This window comes from Luteimonas campi, from assembly GCF_051162505.1.
Lineage (GTDB): Bacteria > Pseudomonadota > Gammaproteobacteria > Xanthomonadales > Xanthomonadaceae > Luteimonas.
On the sequence record NZ_JBNWEM010000002.1, the window covers coordinates 198,262 to 223,508 of the forward strand.

At 71.1% G+C, this 25,247-nt stretch carries 16 protein-coding genes; 7 read left to right on the top strand and 9 right to left on the bottom strand.

Annotated elements, in window-relative coordinates; translation table 11 throughout:
- Positions 1–159: 159 nt before the first annotated feature.
- From ACQYVW_RS06010 to ACQYVW_RS06020, 3 genes are all read left to right on the top strand, one after another.
- A complete protein-coding gene (locus ACQYVW_RS06010) occupies positions 160–1,914 on the top strand; it encodes an SLC13 family permease (RefSeq protein ID WP_434946357.1) in 1,755 nt (584 codons plus the stop codon).
- Between the two features lie 103 nt (positions 1,915–2,017).
- Positions 2,018–2,695, top strand: coding sequence for a DUF481 domain-containing protein (locus tag ACQYVW_RS06015; protein WP_434935283.1), 678 nt, complete (start codon positions 2,018–2,020; stop codon positions 2,693–2,695).
- A gap of 64 nt (positions 2,696–2,759) precedes the next feature.
- Positions 2,760–3,575, top strand: coding sequence for a DUF481 domain-containing protein (locus ACQYVW_RS06020; protein WP_434946358.1), 816 nt, complete (start codon positions 2,760–2,762; stop codon positions 3,573–3,575).
- 6 nt (positions 3,576–3,581) lie between these two features.
- Here ACQYVW_RS06020 and hemC read toward each other — a convergent pair whose 3' ends face one another.
- The 7 genes from hemC to ACQYVW_RS06055 all read right to left on the bottom strand — a co-directional run bounded on the left by hemC (position 3,582) and on the right by ACQYVW_RS06055 (position 13,414).
- Complete coding sequence (gene hemC, locus ACQYVW_RS06025; RefSeq protein WP_434935279.1) at positions 3,582–4,493, bottom strand: hydroxymethylbilane synthase; 912 nt, start codon at positions 4,491–4,493, stop codon at positions 3,582–3,584.
- A 53-nt stretch (positions 4,494–4,546) separates the two neighbouring features.
- Positions 4,547–5,278 (bottom strand): LytR/AlgR family response regulator transcription factor, encoded by a 732-nt coding sequence (locus ACQYVW_RS06030; protein ID WP_434935277.1) that lies wholly within the window; start codon positions 5,276–5,278, stop codon positions 4,547–4,549.
- Entirely contained in the window at positions 5,275–6,318 is a 1,044-nt protein-coding gene (locus tag ACQYVW_RS06035; RefSeq protein ID WP_434946359.1) for a sensor histidine kinase, read from the bottom strand. Before ACQYVW_RS06035 ends, ACQYVW_RS06030 begins: the two co-directional genes overlap by 4 nt.
- 4 nt (positions 6,319–6,322) lie before the next feature.
- The gene (locus ACQYVW_RS06040; protein ID WP_434946360.1) at positions 6,323–7,009 is read right to left on the bottom strand and encodes an alpha/beta hydrolase; all 687 of its coding nucleotides are present in this window, start codon (positions 7,007–7,009) and stop codon (positions 6,323–6,325) included.
- A 206-nt stretch (positions 7,010–7,215) separates the two neighbouring features.
- On the bottom strand, positions 7,216–9,987 hold the full coding sequence (gene glnE, locus ACQYVW_RS06045) for a bifunctional [glutamate--ammonia ligase]-adenylyl-L-tyrosine phosphorylase/[glutamate--ammonia-ligase] adenylyltransferase (protein WP_434946361.1): 2,772 nt from the start codon (positions 9,985–9,987) through the stop codon (positions 7,216–7,218).
- A 466-nt stretch (positions 9,988–10,453) separates the two neighbouring features.
- Positions 10,454–12,067 (bottom strand): phytoene desaturase family protein, encoded by a 1,614-nt coding sequence (locus tag ACQYVW_RS06050; protein ID WP_434946362.1) that lies wholly within the window; start codon positions 12,065–12,067, stop codon positions 10,454–10,456.
- Positions 12,068–12,313: 246 nt separating this feature from the next.
- The gene (locus ACQYVW_RS06055; protein ID WP_434946363.1) at positions 12,314–13,414 is read right to left on the bottom strand and encodes a UDP-N-acetylglucosamine--N-acetylmuramyl-(pentapeptide) pyrophosphoryl-undecaprenol N-acetylglucosamine transferase; all 1,101 of its coding nucleotides are present in this window, start codon (positions 13,412–13,414) and stop codon (positions 12,314–12,316) included.
- Positions 13,415–13,692: 278 nt separating this feature from the next.
- Here ACQYVW_RS06055 and ACQYVW_RS06060 point away from each other — a divergent pair, with 278 nt between their 5' ends.
- The 4 genes from ACQYVW_RS06060 (at position 13,693) to scpC (ending at position 22,863) form a co-directional block, all read left to right on the top strand.
- Entirely contained in the window at positions 13,693–14,886 is a 1,194-nt protein-coding gene (locus ACQYVW_RS06060; RefSeq protein ID WP_434934649.1) for an efflux RND transporter periplasmic adaptor subunit, read from the top strand.
- On the top strand, positions 14,883–17,993 hold the full coding sequence (locus ACQYVW_RS06065) for a multidrug efflux RND transporter permease subunit (protein WP_434946364.1): 3,111 nt from the start codon (positions 14,883–14,885) through the stop codon (positions 17,991–17,993). Before ACQYVW_RS06060 ends, ACQYVW_RS06065 begins: the two co-directional genes overlap by 4 nt.
- 136 nt (positions 17,994–18,129) lie before the next feature.
- On the top strand, positions 18,130–21,252 hold the full coding sequence (locus tag ACQYVW_RS06070; RefSeq protein WP_434946365.1) for an efflux RND transporter permease subunit: 3,123 nt from the start codon (positions 18,130–18,132) through the stop codon (positions 21,250–21,252).
- Between the two features lie 93 nt (positions 21,253–21,345).
- Complete coding sequence (gene scpC, locus ACQYVW_RS06075) at positions 21,346–22,863, top strand: succinyl-CoA:acetate CoA-transferase ScpC (protein ID WP_434934654.1); 1,518 nt, start codon at positions 21,346–21,348, stop codon at positions 22,861–22,863.
- A 98-nt stretch (positions 22,864–22,961) separates the two neighbouring features.
- Here the strand turns inward: scpC and ACQYVW_RS06080 are convergent, their stop codons facing one another.
- Both ACQYVW_RS06080 and groL read right to left on the bottom strand, forming a co-directional pair.
- Entirely contained in the window at positions 22,962–23,318 is a 357-nt protein-coding gene (locus ACQYVW_RS06080) for a GIY-YIG nuclease family protein (RefSeq protein ID WP_434934656.1), read from the bottom strand.
- A 229-nt stretch (positions 23,319–23,547) separates the two neighbouring features.
- A complete protein-coding gene (gene groL / locus ACQYVW_RS06085; RefSeq protein ID WP_434934658.1) occupies positions 23,548–25,188 on the bottom strand; it encodes a chaperonin GroEL in 1,641 nt (546 codons plus the stop codon).
- Positions 25,189–25,247: the final 59 nt, after the last annotated feature.

Here is a 25,247-nt window from a genome sequence, read left to right on the forward strand (position 1 = left end):
GGGCACCCGGATTTGCAGCCCCGCGGCACCGGCCCCACCATGCGCGGTGGATATCGCGGGGGATCGGCCGGACGTGGCCAGCAGCAGGACCGGAACAACGACGGCGGTGGCGGGGCGGGCGGCAATGCGCGCGCCGACCCCATGCACCTGGGAGACGGCATGGCGCTGTGGCTGACGTTGGCGATCCTGGCCGGCGCGATCGCCCTGTTCGTGACCGAGAAGCTGCGGGTCGACGTGGTCGCCCTGCTGGTGATGACCGCGCTGGTGGTCACCGGCACGATCAGCCTGGCGGACGGGCTGTCGGGCTTCAGCAACCAGGCCACGATCATGGTCGCGGCGATGTTCGTGCTGAGCGCGGCGCTGCAGCGCAACGGCGCGGTGGCGGCCATCGGCGAGGTGCTGTCGAAGATCCGCTACGAATGGCTGTTCCTGCTGGTGATGCTGGTGCTGGTCTCGTGCGTGGCGGCGTTCGTCAACAACACCGCCACCGTGGCCGTGTTCCTGCCGCTGGTCCTGGCGGCCAGCACCGCCAACCGCTGGGCACCGTCGAAGTTCCTGATCCCGCTGTCGTACATGTCGCAGGCCGCGGGCGTGTGCACCCTGATCGGAACCTCGACCAACCTGCTGGTGGATTCCATGGCCCGCGACGCGACCGGCGTGGGCTTCACCCTGTTCGAGTTCGCGCCGCTGGGGCTGGTCTTCGTCGGCATCTGCATGCTCTACCTGATGACGGTAGGGCGCTGGCTGCTGCCCGATCGCGGCGTGCCGGGCACCGAGGAGCACGAACACGTCGGCCGCTACGTGGCCGAGCTGCTGGTGCCGGAAGAATCAGGGGCCATCGGGCTGCGCCGCGAACAGGTGGTGCCCGACAGCATCGACGACGTGGTCGTGCTGGAGATCCTGCGCGACGGCCGCGCGCTCCACGGCAGCGAGGCTCAGGTGCGCGCAGGCGATCGCCTGCTGCTGCGTGGCGAGTGGAAACGCATCGCCGCGGTGCGCAAGGCGCGCAAGCTGCGCTTCGACCACGTGGCGCGCGACCTCGACGGCGATATCGATGCCGAGCGCATGCAGGTCGAGGTGATGGTGTCGCCGGGTTCGCACCTGATCGGCCATACCCTGGCCGGCATGCGCTTCGGCCACATGTATCGCGCGCGCGTCCACGGCATCCACCGGCGCCTGCTCGACGTGCGCCAGCCGCTCGACCAGGTGCAGCTCGACCTCGGCGACGTGCTGCTGCTGGATGCGCCGGCCAAGGCGATCGAGGACCTGCGCGCGGACAAGGGGATGATCGTGCTGGGCGCACGCAGGCAGGCCAAGGTCGACGTGTTCCGCGCCACGGCGTCGGTGCTGATCATGGTCGCCGCGATCACGGTGGCGGCGCTGGGCTGGCTGTCGATCGTGGAGGCGGCGCTGCTCGGATGCGCCTGCCTGCTGGTGTTCCGCCTGATCGAGCCGGACGAGGCCTACCGGGCCATCGACTGGCGGGTGATCCTGCTGCTGGCCGGGATCCTGCCGCTCGGCATCGCCCTGCAGAAGAGTGGCGGTGCGGCGCTGGCGGCCGACTTCCTGATCGGTTCCCTGGGCGGATTCGGGCCACTGGCGGCCCTGGCCGCGGTCTACCTGATGACCTCGATCGCCACCGAGTTCATGAGCAACAACGCCTCGGCGGTGCTGGTGGTGCCGATCGCCCTGGCGACCGCCGAGTCGATGGGCATCGACGCCAAGCCGCTGCTGGTGGCGGTGGCTTTCGCGGCCTCCACCAGCTTCGCCACGCCGATCAGCTACCAGACCAACACCATGGTCTTCACCGCCGGCGGCTACCGGTTCTCGGACTTCGTGCGCATGGGGATCCCGCTCAACGTGGTGTTCTGCACCGCCGCGATCCTGCTGATCCCGCGTTTCTTCCCGTTCTGAGCCCATCCGGCGGCCCGGGGCCGCGGTGGGCCTGCGGTTCAGTTGAGATCACGGCGGCGCTTGGCACAATGGCTGCCGAAACCGTTTCCACCCCGGAGTCCGGATGCTCGCCAGCTGGTGGCTGGCCGTCGTCGGCCTGCCCGTATTCCTGCAGCCCCTGCCCGAAGCGCCGGACCAGCCGGCGGCGATGGCGGTCGCCTCGGGGCGGGTGTCGCTGCGCCAGCCCTGCCTGCGCCTGGTGTGTCCCGACGCGGAATGGCAGCAGGCCCGGCGCACGCTGGCCCCGGCGACCGCGCCGGGGGTGGTGGACGAGATCCGGCCGCGGCGGCTGCCCCGCCTGGCCACGCGCCGCTTCATCGGCCTGCATTCCCCGGCCTCGCGCCGCGACTGGTTCCATTCCAGCGGAGGCGCGGCCCTGGTCGATGCGCGCTACGGGATGGAGGCGGTGCGCAATCCGCAGACCCGCGTCCAGCTCGAACTGGGCACCGGCTACCGCCTGCAGCCCTACGCCAATTACGGCACCGCCGCGCAGGGGCCGGTGGCGATGGGCCAGCTGCGGCTGTCGCAGCGGCTGGGCGACTTCGGCTCGCTGAACCAGCAGGTCCGTCTGGAGCGCGGCCGCGAGAACGCCTATCTGCGCCAGACCATCGGCCTGGACTTGGAACTCGCGCCCCAATGGTCGCTGCTGGGCGACTTCGAACTGCGCCACGACACCGCCGGCAACGGCGGTCAGGGCCACACCGACCGCGAAGGCTCGCTGCGGCTGCACTACGCCTTCTGACCCTACCGTCTTCCATTCGCCCGGCCGGCGCGCGCAGGCCGGCATTCGCCTGCATTCCTGCCACGTGAACCTGTTCCCGATCCGTCCGCTCGCCACCCTCCTCCTGACCTGCGCCAGCCTGCCTGCCCTGGCCGCGGAAGCCGATGCTGTCGATGCTGTCGATGCCGTCGATGCCGTCGATGTCGCCGAAGGCTGGACCGGCACCGGCGAGCTGGGCTTCGCGCTGTCGCGCGGCAACGCGCGTTCCGAAAGCCTCAATACCCGGCTCGCCTTCACGCGCGAGGACGCGCGCTGGCAGCATCGCCTGCACGCGGCCGCGCTGCGCGCGCGCAGCGAGAGCAGCGGCGACTTCGATGGCGACGGCATCGAGGAGCAGCGCTACGCGCTCAGCGCCAACCGCTTCGAACTCGGCGGTTCCAGCGGCTACAGGTTCGACCCGCGTCACTCCCTGGTGGGCAGCCTGCGTTACGAGCACGACGACTTCTCGGCCTGGGAGCAGCAGGCCACCGCCTCGCTCAACTACGGCCGGCTCATGGTCGACAACGAGCGCACCCGGCTCTCCGGCGAGATCGGACCCGGCCTGCGTCGCGCGCGCAGCGCCGAGACCGGGGAATCGGTGGGCGATGCGATCCTGCGCGCCCGCGCCGAACTGAGCCATCGGCTCACCGGCAACACCCAGTTGCTGAACACCCTGCTGGTGGAATCGGGCGCGGACAACACCTTCGCCCAGAACGACCTCGCCATCAGCGTGGCGATGAGCGACAAGCTGGCGCTCAAGGCGGGCCTGCAGACCCGCCACAACACCGAGGTCGACGAGGCTGCCGGCGTGCGCCGGACCGACACCCTGACCACGCTCAACCTGGTCTACAGCTTCCGCTGAGCGGGCTCAGCGCGGCGGCAGGAATGCGCCCGCGCCGCTGGCCAGCAGCTGGCCGGCCACCTCGCGCCCCAGGGCCTCGGCATCGGCACCGGCGGAGCCGGCGCGCACCAGGCGGCCATCCGTCGCATCGCCCACCAGCCCCTGCAGCTGCAGTTGGCCGTCGCCCGACTCCTGCGCGAAGGCCGCCACCGGCACGTGGCAGCTGCCGTGCAGGGCGCGATTCATGGCCCGCTCGGCCTCCACGCAGCGCCGGGTGGGCGCGTGGTCGAGGACGACCAGCAGGCGCTGGATGCGTGCGTCGCCGTCGCGGCTCTCAACCGCGATCGCGCCCTGCGCAGGCGCGGGCAGCCATTGCGGGGGCAGCAGGCGGTCGCGGATGCGCGCCTCCAGCCCCAGCCGCAGCAGGCCGGCGCAGGCGAGCACGATCGCGTCGTATTCGCCGGCATCGAGCTTGGCCAGGCGCGTGTTGACGTTGCCGCGCAGGTCGCGCAGCCGCAGGTCCGGCCGGCGCGCGCGCAGCTGCGCCTGGCGCCGCAGCGACGAGGTACCCACGCAGGCACCCTCGGGCAGCGCGTCGATGCCCTCGTAGCGGTTGCTGACGAAGGCGTCGGCTGGGTCGGCGCGCTCCAGGATCGCCGGCAGCACGAAGCCCGGCTCGAGTTCCATCGGCACATCCTTGAGCGAATGCACCGCGCAGTCGGCGTCCCCGCGCTGCATCGCCACTTCCAGCTCCTTGAGGAACAGACCCTTGCCGCCGATCGCGGCCAGCGAGCGGTCCAGCACTTCGTCGCCGCGCGTGCTCAGCGGCACCAGCGCGACCTCCAGCCCCGGGTGGGCGGCGCGCAGGCGCGCGGCCACGTGTTCGGTCTGCCACAGGGCGAGCGGGCTCTTGCGGGTGGCGATGCGGAGGATGTCCATGCGCGCATTATCCCCCGCGCGCCGGCCCGGCGGGCAGGGCGCGCCTGACGGGGCTAGAGGCTGCGAACGGTGTCGCGCAACTGCGCCACGCAGCGCCGGCTGACCTCGAGCGGGCGATCGCCGTGGCGCAGGATGGCGTGCACATGGCCGTCCAGTCCGCGGCGCAGTTCGACCAGTTCGTGGCGTGCCACCAGGCAATTGCGGTGGATGCGCACGAAGCGGTCGCCGAGTTCGTCCTCCAGCGACTTGAGCGACTCCTCGATCAGGTCCTCGCCGCGCGCGTGGTGGACCACCACGTACTTCTCTTCGGCCTGCAGGTAGCGCACGTCCTCGATCGGGATCAGCCGCAGGCTGCCGCGCAGCCGCGCGCACAGATGGGTGCGGCGCGCGCCCTCGGACCCGTTGCCGGCCCGCTGCTGACGTCCCGCGGCCAGGACCCGCGCCCGCTGCAGCGCGGAGGCCAGACGCTCGGCACGCACCGGCTTGACCAGGTAGTCGACCGCCTCGGCGTCGAATGCCGACAGCGCATGGGCATCGTAGGCCGTGCAGAACACCACCGCCGGACGCGGCTCGAATGCCTGCAGGTGCCGCGCCACCTCCAGCCCGTCGATGCCGGGCATGGCGATGTCCAGCAGGACCAGGTCGGGATCGTGCTGCGCGCAGGCATGCAGGGTCTCGTGCCCGTCGCCGACCTCGGCCACCACCTGCACGTCCGCCTGCGCGGCCAGCAGCGCACGCAGGCGCTCGCGCGCTAGCGGTTCGTCGTCGGCGATGACGATCTTCACTGGGGCACCTTGTCCAGCGGGAGCGTGATCTTGCAGACATAATAGCCATCGTCCCAGCCCGACACCATGCGAGCCTGGGGGCCGAACATGTAGCCCAGGCGGTGGCCGATGCTGCGATGCGCATGGCCCGCCCCGTGGCGACTGCCCGGCCCGGGAGGCAGCGAGGGGTTGCGCACCTGCAGGTTCAACGCCCCGTTGCCCACGTCGATGTCGATCTCGATGGTGCCGCCCTGCGGCAGGCGCGAGATCCCGTGCAGCACCGCGTTCTCGAGCAGCGGCTGCAGCACCAGCCGCGGCATCCGCAGCGACAGCGGCAGGTCGTCCTGCTTGCGCCACGCGATCCGGAGCCGCTCGCCCATCCGCAACTGCTCGATGGCGAGGTAGCGTTCGCTCAGATCGATCTCCTCCCCCAGCGAAGAGTGTTCGCCTGCGCCCAGGGCCGCGCGGAACAGGTCGGACAGGTCGAGGACGGCGCGCTCCGCCACCTCGGGATCGCGCTGCACCAGGCTCGCGATCATGTTCATGCTGTTGAACAGGAAGTGCGGACGGATGCGCGCCTGCAGCGCATCCGCCTCCGCCCTGGCATGCGCGCCCACCTGCGCCTGCCAGCGGTCGATGACGTAGAAGTAGCGCAGCGCCAGCGCCGTCAGCAGCGCCACCACGGCCGCGCTGCCCGTGGTGAACCTCAGCAGTCCGGGCAGTTCGCCGCTCTCGCCCACGCTGGAGAACAGTCCATGGACGATGGCCGACGCCAGTCCGGCGACGGCCACCGACAGCGCCACCGCGACCAGCGCGCCGGTGCGCATCGGCAGGGCCGACAGCGCGCGTCGAAGCACGCACAGCAACCCGGACACCGACAGCGCAAGCCACAAGGCGTAGCCGCTCGCATTGACGAACCCGCGCAGGTCCCATTCGCGGGAACCGTCCGGCACCAGCGCCACCACCAGCACGGTCAGCTGCGCCAGGCCCAGCATCCCGACCAGCCGTGGCATCCGGCACAGGTCCGGCAGCCAGGGCTCGTCGCCAGACCCGGGGCGCATCCGCTCAGCCGGCCGCGAGCCGCTTGCCGAACCAGTCGCCGAGGTCGCGGATCTCCTCGATGCAGACCGAGTGCGGCATGGGGTAGCGATGGAAATCGACCTCGAAGCCGTGCTGGCGCAGCCAGGCGGCGGACTGCTCGCCCGCCGCGAAGGGCACCACCGGATCGGCGCTGCCGTGGGCCATGAACAGCGGCTGCGCGCGGGCCGCCGCCGTCAGTGCGGCTGCGGCGGTCGCGGCGCCCGGCAGGTAGGTGGACAGGCCGACGAGGCCGGCCAGCGGCGTTTCCCGGCGCAGTCCGGCGGCCAGGGTGATCGCCCCGCCCTGGGAAAAACCGGCCAGGAAGATCCGCGAGGCGGGGATGCCGCGCGCGATCTCGCGGTCGATCAGCGCGGTGACCTGGGCGATGGACTCCAGCACGCCCTGTTCGTCGGCGCGGTTGGCCAGGTCGAAGTCGCGGATGTCGTACCAGGCGCGCATGCGGGCGCCGTTGTTGATCGTCACCGCGCGCATGGGCGCATGCGGGAACACGAACCGGATCGAGGGCCAGTCGCGACGCACCAGCTCGGGCAGGATCGGCAGGAAGTCGTTGCCGTCCGCGCCCAGGCCATGCAGCCACAGCACGCTCCAGGCGGGATCGGCGCCGGTTTCGCGCTCGATCGTCTCCAGCAGCTGCGGTTCCTGATCGCTCATCCTGTCCTGTCCCCGTCGATGGAGCGGCGACTATACCGTGCCGCCCCGTGTCCCCCGCCGCAGGCCGCCACGCGCGACGCGCGCCGGTCGCATGGAACAGGCCTGCTGCATGCGGCGCGACCGGCAGGCGCTGTGGCGGTCCGCTGTCACCCACGCGACGCGGACAGTCCCGTATGCGGATGCGCGGGGAGGCGCAGGCCTGCGCGTCAATCTGCCAGCCCGTGGTTCCGCCAGGCCGCGCGGATCGTCGCGCGCGCGGCCTCCAGGGCGTCGTCGAGCGGCACGATCCGGGTGCGACGGTCGAGGGTGCAGTCCAGGCCCGCCGCCACCAGCAGCGCATGCGCGTCGCGCAATGCCGCCGCGGTCGGCGCATCCAGCCTGCCGGCCTCTGCCAGCGCGTCGAGCAGCAGCGGCGTGGCGCGCGGCGACAGCAGCGCCGGCTGCGTGGCTGCATCGCGCAGCACCAGGTACTGCAGCAGGAACTCCAGGTCGACCAGCCCGCCCTCGCCCTGCTTCAGGTCGAACAGCCCCTCGCCGCCACGATCCAGTTCGGCGCGCATGCGCGCGCGCATCGACACCACATCGGCGCGCAGGGCCGCGCCGTCGCGGCTGCGTCCCAGGGTGGCGGCACGTACGCTGTCGAACGCTGCGGCCAGTTCGGCATCCCCCGCCACGCAGCGCGCGCGCACCAGGGCCTGGTGCTCCCAGGTCCAGGCGCGTTCGCGCTGGTAGTCGCCGTAGCTGGCGAGCGAGGACACCAGCAGGCCCTTGCCGCCGTCGGGACGCAGCCGCACGTCGATGTCGTACAGGCGTCCGGCGCCGGTGACCGCGCCCAGCAGCGCCACGACCTTCTGCGCCAGACGTGCGAACCAGCGCGGCGCATCCAGCGGGCGCGGGCCATCGGACTGCGCCTCCAGCGGCGCGTCGTACAGGAACACCAGGTCGAGGTCGGAGCCGAAGCCCAGCTCCTCGCCGCCGAGGCTCCCGTAGCCGAGCACCGCGAAGCCGGCACCGGCGATGTCGCCGTGCGCCGCCTGCAGTTCGCTCCGGGCCAGCGCCAGCACCTCCCGCACCACGGCGTCGGCCAGCCAGGCGAGCTGGCGGGTGCTGTCCTGGGCCGGCTGGCGGCGGTCCAGCGTGGCCAGCGCGATGCGGAAGCTGAGCTGCTGGCGGACCTCGTTGAGCGCGAACAGCGCGCTCTCGGTGTCGTCGCCATCGTCGCCGCGGCAGGCCTCCTCGAACAGTTCGCGGGTGAGTTGCGATCCATCGCTGCGCGCATCGAGCAGTTCGTCGAGCAGGATGGGGTGCGCGGCCAGGCGCTCGGCCAGCAGTGCGCTGCGCGTGACCAGATCGACCAGCCGCGCCAGTGCCGGCGGATGTTCGTCGAGCAGGGCCAGATAGCTCGCGCGGCGCAGGATGTTGTGCAGCAGGGCGAGCAGCCGCCGGATCGCCTGCAGCGGCCGCGTGGCCGGCACCGACGCCTGCAGCAGGACCGGCATCACCCGGTCCAGGCGCGCGCGCGCGGCGTCGGACAGTTCGCGCACGTTGGGCGAGCGCGCGAAGTCGCTCAGCGCCGCGTCCACGTTGCCGGCGTCGCCGAAGCCTGCGGCCGCCAGCGCCTCGGCGCCGCTGCCCTCGGGCAGCGCGCGCCAGTAGGCGGCGATGTCGTGGTCCACCGACGGTTGCTGGCAGCGCTGCGACAGCAGTGCGTCGAACTCCTGTGCCACGCGTTCCCGGCGCTGCGCCGTCGCCGAGGCCAGCGATTCCCAGTGCGCATGCCCGAGCCCGCGCGCGATGCGGTCGCGGTCGACGGCGGAGGCCGGGAGCACGTGGGTCTGCGCATCCCGCAGCATCTGCAGCCGGTTTTCCAGGCGGCGCAGGAAGCGGTAGTCGTCGACCAGGGCCGCGGCGGTGTCCGCGCCGATCTGGCCGGCCTCGCGCAAGGCGTCCAGTGCGGGCAGCAGCCGCGGCTGCTGCAACGCCGGCTCGCGACCGCCCCGGATCAGCTGCAGCGCCTGGGCGAGGAACTCGATCTCGCGGATGCCGCCCGGGCCACGCTTGATGTCGTCGGCGAGATCCTGGCGCGCGACTTCGGCGGCGATCATCGACTTCATCTGGCGCAGGCCGTCGAGCGCGCCGAAGTCGAGGTAACGCCGGTAGACGAAGGGGCGCAGCGTATCCAGGAAGCGCCGCCCGGCGTCGAGATCGCCGGCGACCGGGCGCGCCTTCTGCCAGGCGTAGCGTTCCCAGTCGCGACCTTCGCGCTGGAAGTAGAGTTCCAGCGCGGCAAAGCTCATCGCCACCCGTCCGGCGTTGCCGAAGGGACGCAGCCGCAGGTCGACGCGATGGCAGAAGCCGTCCACCGTGGTCTCGTCCAGCAGCCTGGCCAACTGCTGGCCCAGGCGCGCGAAATAGTCTTCGGCGGCCAGCGGCCGGCCGCCGTCGCTCTCGCCGCCGGCCTCGTAGGCGTAGACCAGGTCGATGTCGGAACTGAAATTGAGCTCGCCGCCGCCGAGCTTGCCCATGCCGAACACGACCAGGCGCAGCGGCCGGCCCTCACGGTCGCGCGCCACGCCGTGGCGGCGGGCGAAATCCTGCTCCAGCGCATCCAGGGCCACGCACAGGCATTGTTCGGCCAGGCGCGTGGTACCGGCGAGCGTGGCATCCACCCCGTCCAGGCCGAGCACGTCGCGCCAGACCAGGCGCGTGGACTCGCCGCGCCGATGCTGGCGCAGCAGGCGCGGCCAGTCCTCCCGCCGGTCGGCATCGAGCGCGGGCGGCGGCAAAGCCTCGGCCCCATCGTCCTGCGCCAGCCGCGCCAGCAACGCCGGCTGCTGCACCAGGACATCGATCGCGAAGTCGCTGGCGATAGCCACCTGCCGCAGACGTCCGCGCAGCGGATCGTCCTCGGCCAGGGCGGGGAAGCGCGCAAGCGCGCGGTCGGCGATGGCCTCTGACTGTGAGCGTGCGTCATCCATGCGGCGATTGTGGCAGCAGGACCGGTTGCAGCCACGCGTCGATCATCATCGCCGCCGACGTCGACATCGACGCACACCAAGGTCCGTAGGCAGCGCACGGTGGCGGTCGCCGGGGGGCCTGAAGCGATTCCCCGCACGCAGTGCGAACGCATGCACGGCTGGCACGACGTGCACCCGGACGGCTGTGAACGCGTGGGGCGGCGGGCAAAAAAAGCCCGCTCGCAGTTGCCTGCCAGCGGGCTTTGCTCCCTCCCCCACGTCGGGTGCGGGGGCATCGTGAACGATTCGTTACACCGGTTGCACGCTGCACCGCAAAACGATACCGGCGGGTTTACTAAGCGTGGACGACGCGGGGTTCGGCCTGCCGCCCGATGGTAACGATTACATCGCCTGCAACGCGTGCTTCCTGCCGCTGCAGTGGCTGATGTCGCGACCCTGCGCGACTGCGCGTGGGCTCGGCAGCCGGCTATCGCGGGCGCGGGCCGCGCCCCAGATCGCGCAGGATCTCGCGCGCGGCATTGCGTCCCGGCAGCCCGGTCACCCCCCCGCCGGGGTGGCTGCCCGAGCCGCACAGGTACAGCCCGGGCAGTGCACCGCGGTAGTTGCCCTGCCCCAGCAGGGGGCGCGCGCTGAACATCTGGTCCAGGCCGAGGGCGCCGTGGAAGATGTCGCCGCCCACCAGGCCGAACTCGCGCTCCAGGTCCAGCGGCGACAGCGCGCGATAGCCCAGCACGCTGCGCGCGAAGTTGGGCGCGACCGCATCCACGGTCTCGATCATCAACCTGGCCACGGTGTCGCGGTGCGCGTCCCAGCCGCCGTCGACCTCGGGATGCACGTGCTGGCAGAACAGGCTGGCGACGTGCTGCCCGGGCGGCGCCAGCGTGTCGTCGAGCGTGGACGAGATCACCAGCTCGACGATCGGTGCACGCGCCCACCCCGGGTTGTGCGCCTTCGACTTGGCGTCGAAGTACGCGGCCTCGAAGTATTGCAGCGAGGGCCCGACCAGGATCCCGCTCTGGTGGTGCGGCTGCAGCGCAGTGCCGGGCGCGGCGCTGAAATCCGGCAGCTCCGACAGCGCCACGTTCATGCGGAACGTGCCGGAGCCGCAGCGGTAGCGTTCGATGCGTTGCGCGGTGTCCTCGTCCAGGTGCGCGCGATCGACCAGGCGCGTGTAGAGCAGTTTCGGATTGAGGTTGGATACGACCGTGCCCGCGCGCAGTTCGCGGCCGTCGTCCAGCACCACGCCCCGTGCGCGTCCGCCCTCGACGATCACCTGCGCCACCGCCTGTCCGCTGTGCACCCGCACGCCGCGCGCGGCGCATTCGGCCGCGATCGCCTGGGTGATCGCACCCATGCCGCCGATCGCGTGCCCCCACACCCCCGGCTTGCCGTTGGTCTGGCCGAACACATGGTGCAGCAGCACGTAGGCGCTGCCCGGCGTGTACGGGCTGGCGAAGTTGCCCACCACCGAATCCCAGCCCAGCGCCGCCTTGAGCGGTGTGGATTCGAACCAGTGGTCGAGCAGTTCGCCGGCGGACTTGGTGAACAGGTCGAGCAGGTCGCGCCGGCCGCGCAGGTCGAGATGGCGCAGCCGGCGCGCGGCGTCCAGCGAGGACAGCCAGTCGGCCAGCGACATCGCCCCACCGAGGTTCGGGGGCGTGCGGTGCATCAGCTCGCGCAGCACCCCGACCGCGCGGTCGAGCATCGCGCCGTAGCCGGCCAGGCGTTCGATGTCGCGCGGCGAGGTGGACTGCAGGGAGGCCTCGGTCTGGCCACTGCCGAGGCGGAACGCGCCGCCGTCTGGCAAAGGCAGGAAGTTCGCGTAGGGCCGCTCGACCACGCGCAGGCCGTGCCGGGCCAGGCGCAGCTCGGCGATCACCTTGGGATCAAGCAGGCTGACGGTGTAGCTGGCGGTCGAGTTGCGGAAGCCGGGATGGAATTCCCCTGTCACCGCCGCGCCGCCGACCACCGCGCGACGCTCGAGCACGCTGACCTGGAGCCCGGCCGCGGCGAGGTACGCCGCGCAGACCAGGCCATTGTGGCCGCCGCCGATGACCAGTATGTCCGTCTGCTGTGGCACTGCCGATCTCCTGCTTCGTGGCGTGATTGTAGGAGCGCCTCCGGGTTCGCGAGCGCAAGATCGGGTCCACCCCCGGTCACGGCATCGACGGCCGCCGGCGCAACGTCGGGCCGCGGCATCGCACGGTGGCCACGTTGCCGTTGAGGCGGCCGAAGAGACCGCGGCCGGCCGGGAGAACCCGCTCGGGTCATGCCGGCGGACGCGGCAGGAATCTCCTCGCGGGGTACAGGACCTCCCGCCAGCGCGCTAGCGCAGCAGGCGCTCCACCGCATCGGCCAGGCGCGCGGCAGCATCGGGGCGTCCCAGCGCGGCAGCGGCGCGGGCGGCGTCGGGCAGCCGGTCCGGCGACTCGAACGCCTCGCGCAGCAGCGCGGCCAGCGATTCGGGCGACAGGTCCGGCTCGGCGACATGCCAGCCGACGCCGGCCGCGGCCAGCGTCTCGGCATTGCGCCGCTGCTCCTCGCGCGCGCCGCCATGCGGCAGCGGCACGAAGATCGCCGGGCGGCCGATGGTGAGCAGGTCGGCGGCGGTGGTGGCGCCGGCGCGGGTGACCACCAGGTGCGCCGCGCGCAGGCGCTCGCCCATGTCGTCGAAAAACGGGCGCACGGCAGCCTCGATGCCGGCTTCGCGCAGCTGCGCGGCGATCGCCTCTGCATCCTCGCCCCGGTACTGCAGCGACAGCCGCAGGCGCGCGCGCAGCGCCGCGGGCAGCAGCGCGAGCGCCGGCGGCACCACCCGGCCGAACACGGCCGCGCCCTGGCTGCCGCCGACCACCAGCAGGTGCAGCGGCGAGGCCGCGTCGAACGGCGGATAGTCGCCGCGCGCGGCGAGGATGGCCTGGCGCACCGGATTGCCGGTCTGCACGATCCTGGACGGATCGAAGCCCTGGGCGCCGGCCACCGCCGGGAACGAGGTGGCCAGGCCATCGGCCAGCCGCAGCAGCTGCGCATTGGCCTTGCTCAGGCGCGTGGCCTGTTCGTGCAGCAGCAGCGGCAGGCCCAGGCTCTTCGCCGCCAGCGCAGGCGCGAAGCTTGGATAACCGCCGAAACCGACCATCAGCGCGGCACGGCGCCGGCGCAGGTCGCGGCGCGAGGCCAGCACGCCGCGCAGGATGGTCAGCGCGGCGCGCGCTTTGGCCGCGATCCCGCCTTCGAGCGAACTCGCCGGCAGCACCACGTGCTCGATACCCGCCAGCGCCTGCGCGTACTGCGCGCCGCGTCGCTCGGTGTGGATAACCACCGCGTGACCGCGGGCCATCAGTTCGCGCGCCAGCGCTTCGGCCGGGAACAGGTGTCCGCCGGTGCCGCCGGCGGCGAGGGCGATGGTGGCGCGGTCGGCTGGAGGCATCGGAACGCAGGCGTCGGGGGCGGACACTATAGCGTCGCCGCCTGCAGCAGGCCGCGCTGGAGCGCCGCGTGCGGCAGCCTGCAAGCGCGGCGGATCGCGGCGCAGAGCACGCGCGCCCGTGACTTTTGTCATGGGGCCGCCGCAGTGCGGTCTGTACCATATCTGCAGTCGGGCCTTGCGCCGTGTGTCGTCGGCGGCCCGTCGCGCGTGTCCTCCCACCTGCCCACCCCGAGCGCCCGCGGCACTGCGTCGCTGCGCCCGCCCCACGGATTGTCCGGATGAACCCCAAAGGTCTCGCCAAACCCGCCCTGATCGTCGTCGCCGTGCTCGCCACCGGCCTGCTGCTGTGGCGCGGTTTCGGCAGCGGCGAGGACGCCGCGCCGCAGGGCCGCGGCCGCTGGGGCGACGGCGAGCGCCCGCCCACGCCCGTGCGCGTCACCGAAGCCGCGCGCGAGCCGCTGGCCGTGCAGATCAAGGCGCTGGGCACGGTGACGCCGCTCAAATCGGTGACCGTGCGCCCGCGCGTGGACGGCGAACTGCTGCGCGTGGTGTTCGATGAGGGCCAGCATGTCGCGGCCGGGCAGCTGCTGGCCGAGATCGACCCGGCCCCGTTCCGCATCCAGCTGGCGCAGGCCCAGGGCCAGCAGAAGCAGAACCTGGCCGAGCTCGAGAACACGCGCATCCAGCTGCGCCGCTACCAGGACCTGTCGCAGGGCTCGTACGTGTCCGCGCAGGACGTGGCCAACCTGCAGGCGCAGGTGCGCCAGCTCGAGGGCCGCCGCGAGATCGACCAGGCCGCGGTGGACGAGGCCAAGCTGCAGCTGCAGTACACGCGCATCGTCGCGCCGGTGGCCGGCCGCGTCGGCCTGCGCACGGTGGACGCGGGCAACCTGGTGCGCAGCGGCGACGAGGATGGCATCGCCAGCATCGCGCAGATGCGGCCGATCAGCGTGCTGTTCTCGGTGCCCGAGAACGTGCTGCCCTCGGTGATCGACGCGGTGCGCCGCGACCCGGCGCTGCCGGTCGAGGCCTGGGACCGCGAGGAGCGCCACGTGCTCGCGCGCGGGCGGCTGTCGAGCCTGGACAACCGCATCGACCCCGAAACCGGCACCCTGCGCCTGCGCGCGCTGTTCGACAACGACGACGGCGCGCTGTTCCCCAGCCAGTTCGTCAACGCCCGCCTGCAGCTGGGCGACGACGAAACCCTGGTGATCCCCGACGCCGCCGTGCAGTTCGGCAGCCAGGGCACCTATGTCTACCTGGTCGGCGCCGACGACACCGCCAGCGTGCGGCCGGTGGTGCTGGGCGCGAGCAGCGAGGGGCGGGTGGCCGTGCTGGAGGGCCTGGAGGCCGGCGACCGGGTGGTGCTCGAAGGCATCGACCGCCTGCGCGAAGGCGCGAAGGTCGAGATCGTGGAGCACGACGGCGACATCGACGGCGAGGACGCGCAGGACGACGGGCGCGACGCATGAACCTCTCGCGCCCGTTCATCCTGCGCCCGGTGGCGACCACGCTGCTGATGCTGGCGCTGCTGCTGTCGGGACTGTTCGCCTACCGCCTGCTGCCGGTGGCCGCGCTGCCGCAGGTGGACTACCCCATCATCCAGGTGCTCACCCTGTACCCGGGCGCCAGCCCGACGGTGACCACCAGTGCGGTGACCGCGCCGCTGGAGCGCCGCCTGGGACAGATCCCCGGCCTCAACCAGATGTCGTCGACCAGCTCCGGCGGCGCCTCGGTGATCACCCTGCAGTTCGCGCTCGAGGTGGACCTGGGCGTGGCCGAGCAGGAAGTGCAGGCGGCGATCAACAGCGCCGGCAGCTTCCTGCCGGGCGACCTGCCGATGCCGCCGGTGTACCGCAAGGTCAACCCGGCCGACACGCCGATCCTGACCTTGGCGATCACCTCCTCGACCATGGCCCTGCCCGAGGTCTACGACCTGGTCGATACGCGCATGGCGCAGCGCCTGTCGCAGCTGCCCGGCGTCGGCCTGGTGAGCATCGCCGGCGGCCAGCGCCCGGCCGTGCGCATCCAGGTCAATCCGTCCGCCCTGGCCTCGGCCGGTGTCGGCATGGACGACATCCGCGCGGCGATCGCCGCGGCCAACGTCAACATGCCCAAGGGCAGCTTCGACGGCCCCACCCGCGCGATCATGCTCGATGCCAACGACCAGATGCGCTCGGCCGAGGAGTACCGCCAGCTGGTGATCGCCTGGCGAGGCGGCGCGCCGCTGCGCCTCGGCGACGTGGCCACGGTCGAGCAGGGCGCGGAGAACCGCCAGCTCGCGGCCTGGTCGGGCGAGGTGCCGGCGATCCTGCTCAACATCCAGCGCCAGCCCGGCGCCAACGTGATCGAGGTGGTCGACGGCATCCAGGACCTGCTGCCGCGCCTGCGCGCGGCCATGCCCGCGGCGGTCGACGTGACCGTGCTCAGCGACCGCACCGAATCCATCCGTGCCTCGATCAAGGGCGTGCAGCACGAGCTGCTGCTCGCCATCGGCCTGGTCGTGCTGGTGACCTTCGTGTTCCTGCGCACGATTCCGGCCACCATCATCCCAAGCCTGGCGGTGCCGCTGTCGCTGGTGGCGACCTTCGGCTTCATGCTGCTGGCGGGCTTCTCGCTCAACAACCTGACGCTGATGGCGCTGACCATCGCCACCGGCTTCGTGGTCGACGACGCGATCGTGATGCTGGAGAACGTGGCGCGCCATCTGGAGGAAGGCAAGTCGCGGCTGCAGGCCGCGCTCGACGGCGCCCGCCAGATCGGCTTCACCCTGATCTCGCTCACCGTCTCGCTGATCGCGGTGCTGATCCCGCTGCTGTTCATGGGCGACGTGGTCGGGCGGCTGTTCCACGAGTTCGCGATCACCCTGGCGGTCGCCATCGCCATCTCGCTGGTGGTCTCGCTCACGCTCACGCCGATGCTGTGCGCGCGCTTCCTCAAGGCCGGGCGCGACCACGGCATCGCCGAGGGCGAGGCCGCGCACAGCGGTGCCGAGGGCGACATGTTCGACCGCGTGGTGGCGCTGTACGACCGCGCCCTGCACTGGACGCTCGCCCGCCAGCCACTGATGCTCGGCGTCACCGTGGCGACGCTGGCGCTCACCGCCGCGCTGTACCTGGCGGTGCCCAAGGGCTTCTTCCCCTCGCAGGACGCGGGCCTGGTCCAGGGCATCAGCGAGGCGCCGGCCTCGATCTCGTTCCAGGCCATGTCGCAGCGCCAGCAGGCGCTGGCCGAGGCGATCCTGGAGGATCCCGACGTTGCCTCGCTCTCGTCCTTCATCGGCGTGGACGGCAGCAATCCCACGCTCAACACCGGCCGCTTTCTGATCGAGCTCAAGCCGCATGCGCAGCGCGACGCCGGCGCGCACGCGATCATCGAACGGATGCAGGCGCGCGCGGCGCAGGTGCCGGGCATCGGCCTGTATCTGCAGCCGGTGCAGGAGCTGTCGATCGAGGACCGGGTGAGCCGCGGCCAGTACCAGTTCGCGCTCACCAGCCCCGACCAGGCGGCGCTGGCGCAGTGGACGCCGCGCATGCTCGAGCACCTGCGCGGCACCGGCGCGCTCGCCGACGTCGCCAGCGACCTGCAGGACGCAGGCCTGCAGGCTTGGGTGGACATCGACCGCGACGCCGCCGCGCGCCTGGGCGTGCAGGCCTCCGACGTGGCCGACGCGCTGTACGACGTCTTTGGCCAGCGCCAGGTGTCCACCATCTTCACCCAGTCCAACCAGTACCGCGTGGTGCTGGAGGCCGATGCGCAGTTCCAGCTGGGCCCCGAGGCGATCGGACGCATCTTCGTGGCGACCGCCGACGGCGGGCAGACGCCGCTGTCGGGCATCGCCCGCGTGTCCACGCGCAGCGCGCCGCTGCTGGTCAGCCATATCGGCCAGTTCCCCGCGGCCACGGTCTCGTTCAACCTCGCGCCGGGCGCCTCGCTGGGCGAGGCGGTGGAACAGATCGAGGCCGCGCGCGAAGCGATCGGGCTGCCGGCCTCGATCGAACTGCGGCTGCAGGGCGGCGCGCAGGCCTTCCGCAATTCGCTGTCCAGCACGCTGTGGCTGATCTTGGCCGCGGTGCTGGTGATGTACATCGTGCTGGGCGTGCTCTACGAGAGCTTCATCCACCCGGTGACGATCCTGTCCACCCTGCCCTCGGCCACCGTCGGCGCACTGGCCGCGCTGCTGCTGTCCGGGCGCAGCCTGGACCTGATCGCGGTGATCGGCATCATCCTGCTGATCGGCCTGGTGAAGAAGAACGGCATCATGATGGTCGACTTCGCGCTGGAGGCCGAGCGCGAGCAGGGTCTGAGTCCGCAGCAGGCGATCCATCGCGCCGCGCTGCTGCGCTTCCGTCCGATCCTGATGACCACGCTGGCGGCGCTGTTCGCGGCGATCCCGATGATGCTGGCCTCGGGCTCGGGCGCGGAGCTGCGCCAGCCGCTGGGCCTGGTGATGGTGGGCGGGCTGCTGGTGAGCCAGGTGCTGACCCTGTTCACCACCCCGGTGATCTACCTGTTCTTCGACCGGCTGACGCGGCGCAAGGCGCCCGCGCCCTTGGCCGACGACGAAGCGTTCTCGTGATGGCCAAGCCGCGTCCCAGTGTGGGAGCGGGCTCGCCCGCGATGCCGTTCGCGACGGAAGTCGGCGCTCCCGAACCCGGCGCCACCGCTTATCGCGCGCAAGCGCGCTCCCACATGTCCCGGGCGGGATGGCGCTGATGGACAGCCAGCGCCTCAACCTGTCGCGCATCTTCATCGAGCGTCCGGTCGCGACGATCCTGCTCGCCGTGGCCGTGGTACTGGCCGGCATCCTCGCCTACCGCATGCTGCCGGTGGCGCCGCTGCCGCAGATCGACTATCCCGCGATCCAGGTCAGCGCCTCGCTGCCCGGCGCCAGTCCCGAATCGATGGCCGCCACCGTGGCCACGCCGCTGGAGCGCGCGCTGGGCACGATCCCGGGCATCACCCGGATCAGCTCCAGCAGCAACCAGGGCAATGTGCGCATCGACCTGCAGTTCACCCTGGACCGCAACGTCGACGAGGCCGCGCGCGAGGTGCAGGCGGCGATCAACGCCGCGCGCGCGCAGCTGCCCTCGGGCATGCCCGGCATGCCGCAGTACCGCAAGATCAATCCCTCGCAGGCGCCGATCCTGGCGCTGGCGCTGAGTTCGTCCACGCACACGCCCGGCCAGGTCTTCGACGTGGCCTCGACGATCATCGCGCAGAAGATCGCGCAGATCCCCGGCGTGGGCCAGGTGGAAGCCGGCGGCGCCTCGCTGCCGGCGGTGCGCGTCTCGCTCAACCCCAGCGCGCTCAACCAGTACGGCATCGCGCTGGACGAGGTGGCTGGCGCGATCCGCAACGCCAATGCGCTGCGCCCGCTGGGCCACGTGGTGCGCGGCGAGCGCCAGTGGCAGATCGAGGCCAGCCTGCAGCTGCGCACCGCGGCCGAGTACCGCGACCTGATCGTGGCCTGGCGCGGCGACCGCCCGGTGCACCTGCGCGACGTGGCCGAGGTCAACGAAGGCACCGAAAACCGCTACGCCGCCGGCTTCCACAACGACCGCGACGCGGTGCTGCTGGTGGTCAGCCGCCAGCCCGGCGCCAACATCATCCGCACCGTCGACGCCATCCACGCGCAGATGGACACGCTGCAGGCGCTGCTGCCGCCGGGCATCGACATGACCCTGGTGATGGACCGCTCGCCGGTGATCCGCGCCACCATGGCCGAGGCCGAGACCACCCTGCTGCTGGCCGTGGCCCTGGTGGTGCTGGTGGTGCTGGCCTTCCTCGGCAGCTGGCGCGCGGCGCTGGTGCCCACGCTCGCCATCCCGGTGTCGCTGCTGGGCGCGCTGGCGATCATCTGGCTGGCCGGCTTCTCGCTCAACACCATGTCGCTGATGGCGCTGATCGTGGCCGCGGTGCTGGTGGTGGACGATGCCATCGTGGTGCTGGAAAACATCTCGCGCCATATCGACGCGGGCCTGTCGCCCTGGCATGCGGCGATGCGCGGCGCCGGCGAGGTCGGCACGACGCTGCTGTCGATGAATATCGCGCTGGGCGTAGTGTTCGTCTCGATCCTGTTCCTGGACGATTTCGTCGAACGCCTGTTCCGCGAGTTCTCGCTGACCCTGGTCGCGGCGATGACGGTCTCGCTGCTGGTCTCGCTGAGCCTGACGCCGACGCTGTGCGCGCGCCTGCTCGGCGGCCACCGCCGCACCGCGGACGTGCCGAAGTGGCAGCGCCTGGGCACGCATGTCTCCGATCGCCTGCGCGGCCTGTACCTGCGCTCGCTGGGCGCCACCCTGCGCCACACCACGCTGGCGCTGCTGGTCCTGCTCGGCGCCATCGTGTTCAACGCCTTCCTGTTCGCCAAGGTGCCCAAGGGCACCGTGCCCGAGCAGGACACCGGCCAGCTGCGCGGTTTCGCGCGCGGCGACGACGGGCTGTCGTTCCAGGTGATGCAGCCCAAGATCCGGGCCTATCGCGAGCACCTGCTGGCCGATCCGGCGATCGAGGAGATCTCCGGCTACCTCGGCGGCGGCACGGGCGTGAACAACGGCTTCGTGATGATCCAGATGAAGCCCCTGGCCGAACGCGGCGTGTCCAGCCGCGAGGTGATCGACCGCCTGCGCGCCAGCCTGCCCAAGGTGCCCGGCGGCAACCTGTGGCTGTGGGTGGACCAGGACATCCGCATCGGCGGCGGCGGTGGCGGCGAGGGCAACTACAACCTCGAACTGCTGTCGGACGACACCGCGCCGTTGCGCGCCTGGACGCCGCGCATCCGCGAGGCGCTGGAGGCGCTACCGCAACTGGTGGACGTGGAGTCCGGCGGCGACGAGGGCATGCGCCAGGTGGCGCTGGAGATCGACCGCGACGCGGCGGTGCGGCTGGGCGTGGACATGCGCACCATCGCCACGGTGCTCAACAATTCCTTCAGCCAGCGCCAGGTGGCCACGCTCTACGACAGCCTCAACCAGTACCGCGTGGTGATGGAACTCGATCCGCGCCATACGCAGACGCCGGATACGCTGGAGCAGGTGTTCGCCATCGGCGAGGGCGGCCGGCGCGTGCCGCTGTCGGCCTTCGCGCGCTGGGAGTACGGCATGGCGCCCGACCGCATCCAGCACCGCGAGCAGTTCGTGGCCACGCGGGTGAGCTTCGCGCTGGCGCCGGACACCACCCTGGAGGAGGCGGTGGACGCGATCGACCAGGCCATGGCCCGGATCATGCTGCCCAACGAGGTGCAGGCGCGGCTGGGCGACGAAGCCGGCAGCCTGCAGGAGATGAAGCAGCGGCAGCTGTGGATGATCCTCGGCGCGGTGCTGGCGGTGTACCTGGTGCTGGGCGTGCTGTACGAAAGCTACGTCCAGCCGCTGGCGATCCTGTCGATCCTGCCCTCGGCCGGGATCGGCGCGCTGCTGGCGCTGCTGCTGTTCGACGGCGCGCTCGACCTGATCTCGCTGCTGGGCCTGTTCCTGCTGGTCGGGGTGGTGATGAAGAACACCATCCTGATGATCGATTTCGCCTTGGCCACGCAGCGCGAGCGCGGGCTGTCTGCCGAGGCGGCGATCCTGGAAGCCGCCAGGTTGCGCTTCCGCCCGATCCTGATGACCTCGCTGGCCGCCCTGCTCGGCATGCTGCCGCTGGTGCTGTCCACCGGCGAGGGCTGGGAAATGCGTCGCCCGCTGGGCCTGGCCATCGTCGGCGGCCTGCTGGTGAGCCAGTGGCTGACGCTGTACACCACGCCCGCGGCCTTCCTGGTGCTGGCGCGGTTGCGCGCACGGCTCGGCAAGCGGCCGCGCACCGCCGCCACGCCCGCGAGATCCGGCACGCCCTGAACGGCCGCAGCGCCACGCCGGGCGGGACGCAGGGCAAACATCCGCTGGCGTATCGGGGCGATAATGGGCGTCCCCACCGCAAGACCCTCCCAGATGCACCAGCACCGGATCCGTTGCGCAGCCCTGCGCGACCGCGTCGTCGACGCCGCCTCCGCCGCCAGCCACATCCTGCCCGGCGCCACCGTCGCGATGAGCGGCTTCACCGGCTCCGGCTATCCCAAGGTCGTGCCCGGCGCGCTGGCCGAGCGCATCGGCCAGGCCCACGAGGCGGGCGAGGCCTTCCAGATCCGCCTGCTCACCGGCGCCTCGACCGCGCCCGAACTCGACGGCGCCCTGGCCAGGGTCGACGGCATCGCCCTGCGGCTGCCCTTCCAGAGCGATCCGGATACGCGCCAGCGCATCAACGACGGTTCGCTGGCCTACATCGACGCGCACCTGAGCCATGTGGCCCAGCACGCCTGGTTCGGGTTCTACGGCGACATCGATGTGGCCGTGGTCGAGGCCGTCGCGATCCGCGAGGACGGCGGCATCGTGCCCTCCACCTCGGTGGGCAACAGCAAGACCTGGCTGGACCTGGCGAAGAAGGTGATCGTCGAGGTGAATACCTGGCAGCCCGAAGGACTGGAGGGCATGCACGATATCTACTACGGCACCGCACTGCCGCCGCAGCGCAAGCCCATTCCGCTGGAACATACCGGCGACCGCATCGGCGAGACCGCGCTGCGCGTGGACCCGGACAAGATCGTCGCGGTGGTGATGACGCATGGTCCCGACCGCAACAGCCCGTTCAGTCCCGCGGACGCGGCCAGCGAGCGCATCGCCGGCCACCTGATCGAATTCCTGCAGCACGAGGTCGCGCGCGGGCGCCTGCCGGCCAGCCTGCTGCCGCTGCAGTCGGGCGTTGGCAACATCCCCAACGCGGTGCTGGCCGGACTGGCGAAGAGCGGCTTCCGCGATCTCACCGCGTTCACCGAGGTGATCCAGGACGGCATGCTCGACCTGCTGCGCAGCGGCGTGCTGGCCAGCGCCTCGTGCACGGGCTTCGCGATGAGCCCGGAGGCCAACGAGGCCTTCAAGCGCGAGATCGATTTTTTCCGCGACAGGATCATCCTGCGCACGCAGGAGATCTCCAACCATCCCGAGCTGGTGCGGCGCCTGGGCTGCATCGGCATGAACGGCATGGTGGAAGTGGACCTGTACGGCAACGTCAATTCCACCCACATCATGGGCAGCCGGATCATGAACGGCATCGGCGGCTCGGGCGACTTCGCGCGCAACGGCTTCCTCTCGATCTTCCTCTCGCCCAGCACCGCCAAGGGCGGCAGCATCAGCTCGATCGTGCCGATGGTCAGCCATGTCGACCACACCGAGCACGACGTCTCGATCGTCGTCACCGAACAGGGCCTGGCCGACCTGCGCGGGCTCTCGCCCAAGCAGCGCGCGAAGGTGCTGATCGAGCGTTGCGCGCATCCCGAGTACCGCGACGCGCTGCAGGACTACTTCGACCGCGCCCTGCGCGACAGCTACGGCAAGCACACCCCGCACCTGTTGCCTGAGGCCCTGTCGTGGCACCAGCGCTGGCTGGACACAGGTTCGATGCTGCCGCGCTGACGCCGGGCGGCGGTAGCCGGCAGCGCAGTCGTCTCTTTCCCCGCCGACGCCGGAACATCGTTGCAGCGCGCGGCGTCCCGGCGGACGCCGTGGTCGCGTTACGGCCGCGGCCGCCTCAGCAGGGAGGCGTCCGCTGCCTGCTTGAAGAACGCGCGCTTGCGCGCCCGCGGCAGCTGCTTGAGCCGCCACTCGGCACGTGAGGCCGACGCGCGGTCGGGATAGGCGCGGCTTGCGATCAGGAAGAACGGGCCGCGGCCGCGCGTATAGCGCGCGCCCCTGCCTTCGGCATGCGCGCGCAGCCGCGCCTCGAGGTCGTTGCTGATCCCGGCATACCAGCTGCCGTCGCCGCACTCGAGCAGGTAGAGCCACCAGCGCCCTGCGGTCGCTTCCCGCTCGGGCTGGGCACTTGCCGGGAAGTCCGGTGACAAAGTTCGTTGGCTGGCGCGGGCGGACATGAGGCAAGCATGCCCCAGCCGCGCCGTGGGAGCGCGCTTTGCGCGCGAAACCCTGGCGGCCGGGTCTGCCCGCGGCGGCAGTACGCCGTCCACCATCCGTCGCTCCCTGCGCATCTTGAAAGCGCGGTGCAGCATGTCCCAAGGCCGCCGTCCTCGAACGAACGGCCAAAGAAAAACCCCGCCTTGCGGCGGGGTTTTCCGTGTTGCGGTACAGCGTTGTGGCGCTGGATCAGAAATCCATGCCGCCCATGCCGCCCATGCCGCCGCCGCCCGGCATCGCCGGCTCTTCCTTCTTCGGCAGCTCGGCCACCATCGCTTCGGTGGTGATCATCAGGCCGGCGATCGAGGCCGCGTTCTGCAGCGCCGAACGGGTGACCTTGGTCGGGTCCAGGATGCCGAACTCGATCATGTCGCCGAACTCGCCGTTGGCGGCGTTGTAGCCGAAGTTGCCCGAACCGTCCTTGACCTTGTTGACGATCACGGAGGGCTCTTCGCCGGCGTTGGTGACGATCTCGCGCAGCGGGGCTTCCATCGCGCGCAGGGCGATCTGGATGCCGTGGCTCTGGTCCTCGTTGGCGCCCTTGAGCTGGCCGATGGCCTGCAGCGCGCGCACCAGGGCGACGCCGCCGCCCGGGACCACGCCTTCCTCGACGGCTGCGCGCGTGGCGTGCAGGGCGTCTTCGACGCGGGCCTTCTTTTCCTTCATCTCGATCTCGGTCGAGGCACCGACCTTGATCACGGCCACGCCGCCGGCCAGCTTGGCCACGCGCTCCTGCAGCTTCTCGCGGTCGTAGTCCGAAGAGGTCTCTTCGATCTGCGCCTTGATCTGCTTGATGCGCGCTTCGATGCCAGCGGTCTCGCCGGCGCCGTCGATGATGGTGGTGTTCTCCTTGGAGACCTGCACCTTCTTGGCGCGGCCGAGGTCGGCGATGGTCGCCTTCTCAAGCTGGAGGCCCACTTCCTCGGAGATCACGGTGCCGCCGGTCAGCACGGCCATGTCTTCCAGCATCGCCTTGCGACGGTCGCCGAAGCCCGGGGCCTTCACGGCGCAGACCTTGACGATGCCGCGGATGGTGTTGACCACCAGGGTCGCCAGGGCCTCGCCCTCGACTTCTTCGGCGACGATCAGCAGCGGCTTGCCGGCCTTGGCCACGCCCTCGAGGACGGGCAGCAGGTCGCGGACGTTCGAGATCTTCTTATCGTGCAGCAGGATGAAGGGATCATCCAGCTCGGCCGACATCGACTGCTGGTTGTTGATGAAGTACGGCGACAGGTAGCCGCGGTCGAACTGCATGCCCTCGACCACGTCCAGCTCGTTCTCCAGGCCCGAGCCTTCCTCGACCGTGATCACGCCTTCCTTGCCGACCTTCTTCATCGCGTCGGCGATGATGTTGCCGATCGACTCGTCGGAGTTGGCCGAGATCGTGCCGACCTGGGCGATCGCCTTGTCGTCGGCGGTGGGCTTGCTGATCTTCTTCAGCTCTTCCACGGCGGCCTTCACCGCCTGGTCGATGCCGCGCTTGAGATCCATCGGGTTCATGCCGGCGGCAACCGCCTTGGAACCTTCGCGGATCAGCGCCTGCGCCAGCACGGTGGCGGTGGTGGTGCCGTCGCCGGCGTTGTCGGAGGTCTTGGAAGCGACTTCCTTGACCATCTGCGCGCCCATGTTCTCGAACTTGTCGGCAAGCTCGATTTCCTTGGCGACGGAGACGCCGTCCTTGGTGATGGTCGGGGCGCCGAAGCTCTTCTCGAGCACGACGTTGCGGCCCTTCGGGCCGAGCGTTGCCTTCACGGCATTGGCGAGCACGTTGACGCCACGCACCATCTTGGCGCGAGCGTCCTCACCGAAACGGATTTCTTTGGCAGCCATTTTGAAACTCCGGGAATAGGGATTGGGGATTAGGGATTAGGAAAAGCGGCAGCGACGGG

What these genes read in the sequence shown, in the direction of transcription:
- ACQYVW_RS06010 (WP_434946357.1), top strand. Translation starts at nt 160, where the DNA reads ATGGCGCTGTGGCTGACGTTGGCGATCCTGGCCGGCGCGATCGCCCTG.
- ACQYVW_RS06015 (WP_434935283.1), top strand. Translation starts at nt 2,018, where the DNA reads ATGCTCGCCAGCTGGTGGCTGGCCGTCGTCGGCCTGCCCGTATTCCTG.
- hemC (WP_434935279.1), bottom strand. Translation starts at nt 4,493, where the DNA reads ATGGACATCCTCCGCATCGCCACCCGCAAGAGCCCGCTCGCCCTGTGG.
- ACQYVW_RS06035 (WP_434946359.1), bottom strand. Translation starts at nt 6,318, where the DNA reads ATGCGCCCCGGGTCTGGCGACGAGCCCTGGCTGCCGGACCTGTGCCGG.
- ACQYVW_RS06040 (WP_434946360.1), bottom strand. Translation starts at nt 7,009, where the DNA reads ATGAGCGATCAGGAACCGCAGCTGCTGGAGACGATCGAGCGCGAAACC.
- glnE (WP_434946361.1), bottom strand. Translation starts at nt 9,987, where the DNA reads ATGGATGACGCACGCTCACAGTCAGAGGCCATCGCCGACCGCGCGCTT.
- ACQYVW_RS06055 (WP_434946363.1), bottom strand. Translation starts at nt 13,414, where the DNA reads ATGCCTCCAGCCGACCGCGCCACCATCGCCCTCGCCGCCGGCGGCACC.
- ACQYVW_RS06060 (WP_434934649.1), top strand. Translation starts at nt 13,693, where the DNA reads ATGAACCCCAAAGGTCTCGCCAAACCCGCCCTGATCGTCGTCGCCGTG.
- ACQYVW_RS06065 (WP_434946364.1), top strand. Translation starts at nt 14,883, where the DNA reads ATGAACCTCTCGCGCCCGTTCATCCTGCGCCCGGTGGCGACCACGCTG.
- ACQYVW_RS06070 (WP_434946365.1), top strand. Translation starts at nt 18,130, where the DNA reads ATGGACAGCCAGCGCCTCAACCTGTCGCGCATCTTCATCGAGCGTCCG.
- scpC (WP_434934654.1), top strand. Translation starts at nt 21,346, where the DNA reads ATGCACCAGCACCGGATCCGTTGCGCAGCCCTGCGCGACCGCGTCGTC.
- ACQYVW_RS06080 (WP_434934656.1), bottom strand. Translation starts at nt 23,318, where the DNA reads ATGTCCGCCCGCGCCAGCCAACGAACTTTGTCACCGGACTTCCCGGCA.
- groL (WP_434934658.1), bottom strand. Translation starts at nt 25,188, where the DNA reads ATGGCTGCCAAAGAAATCCGTTTCGGTGAGGACGCTCGCGCCAAGATG.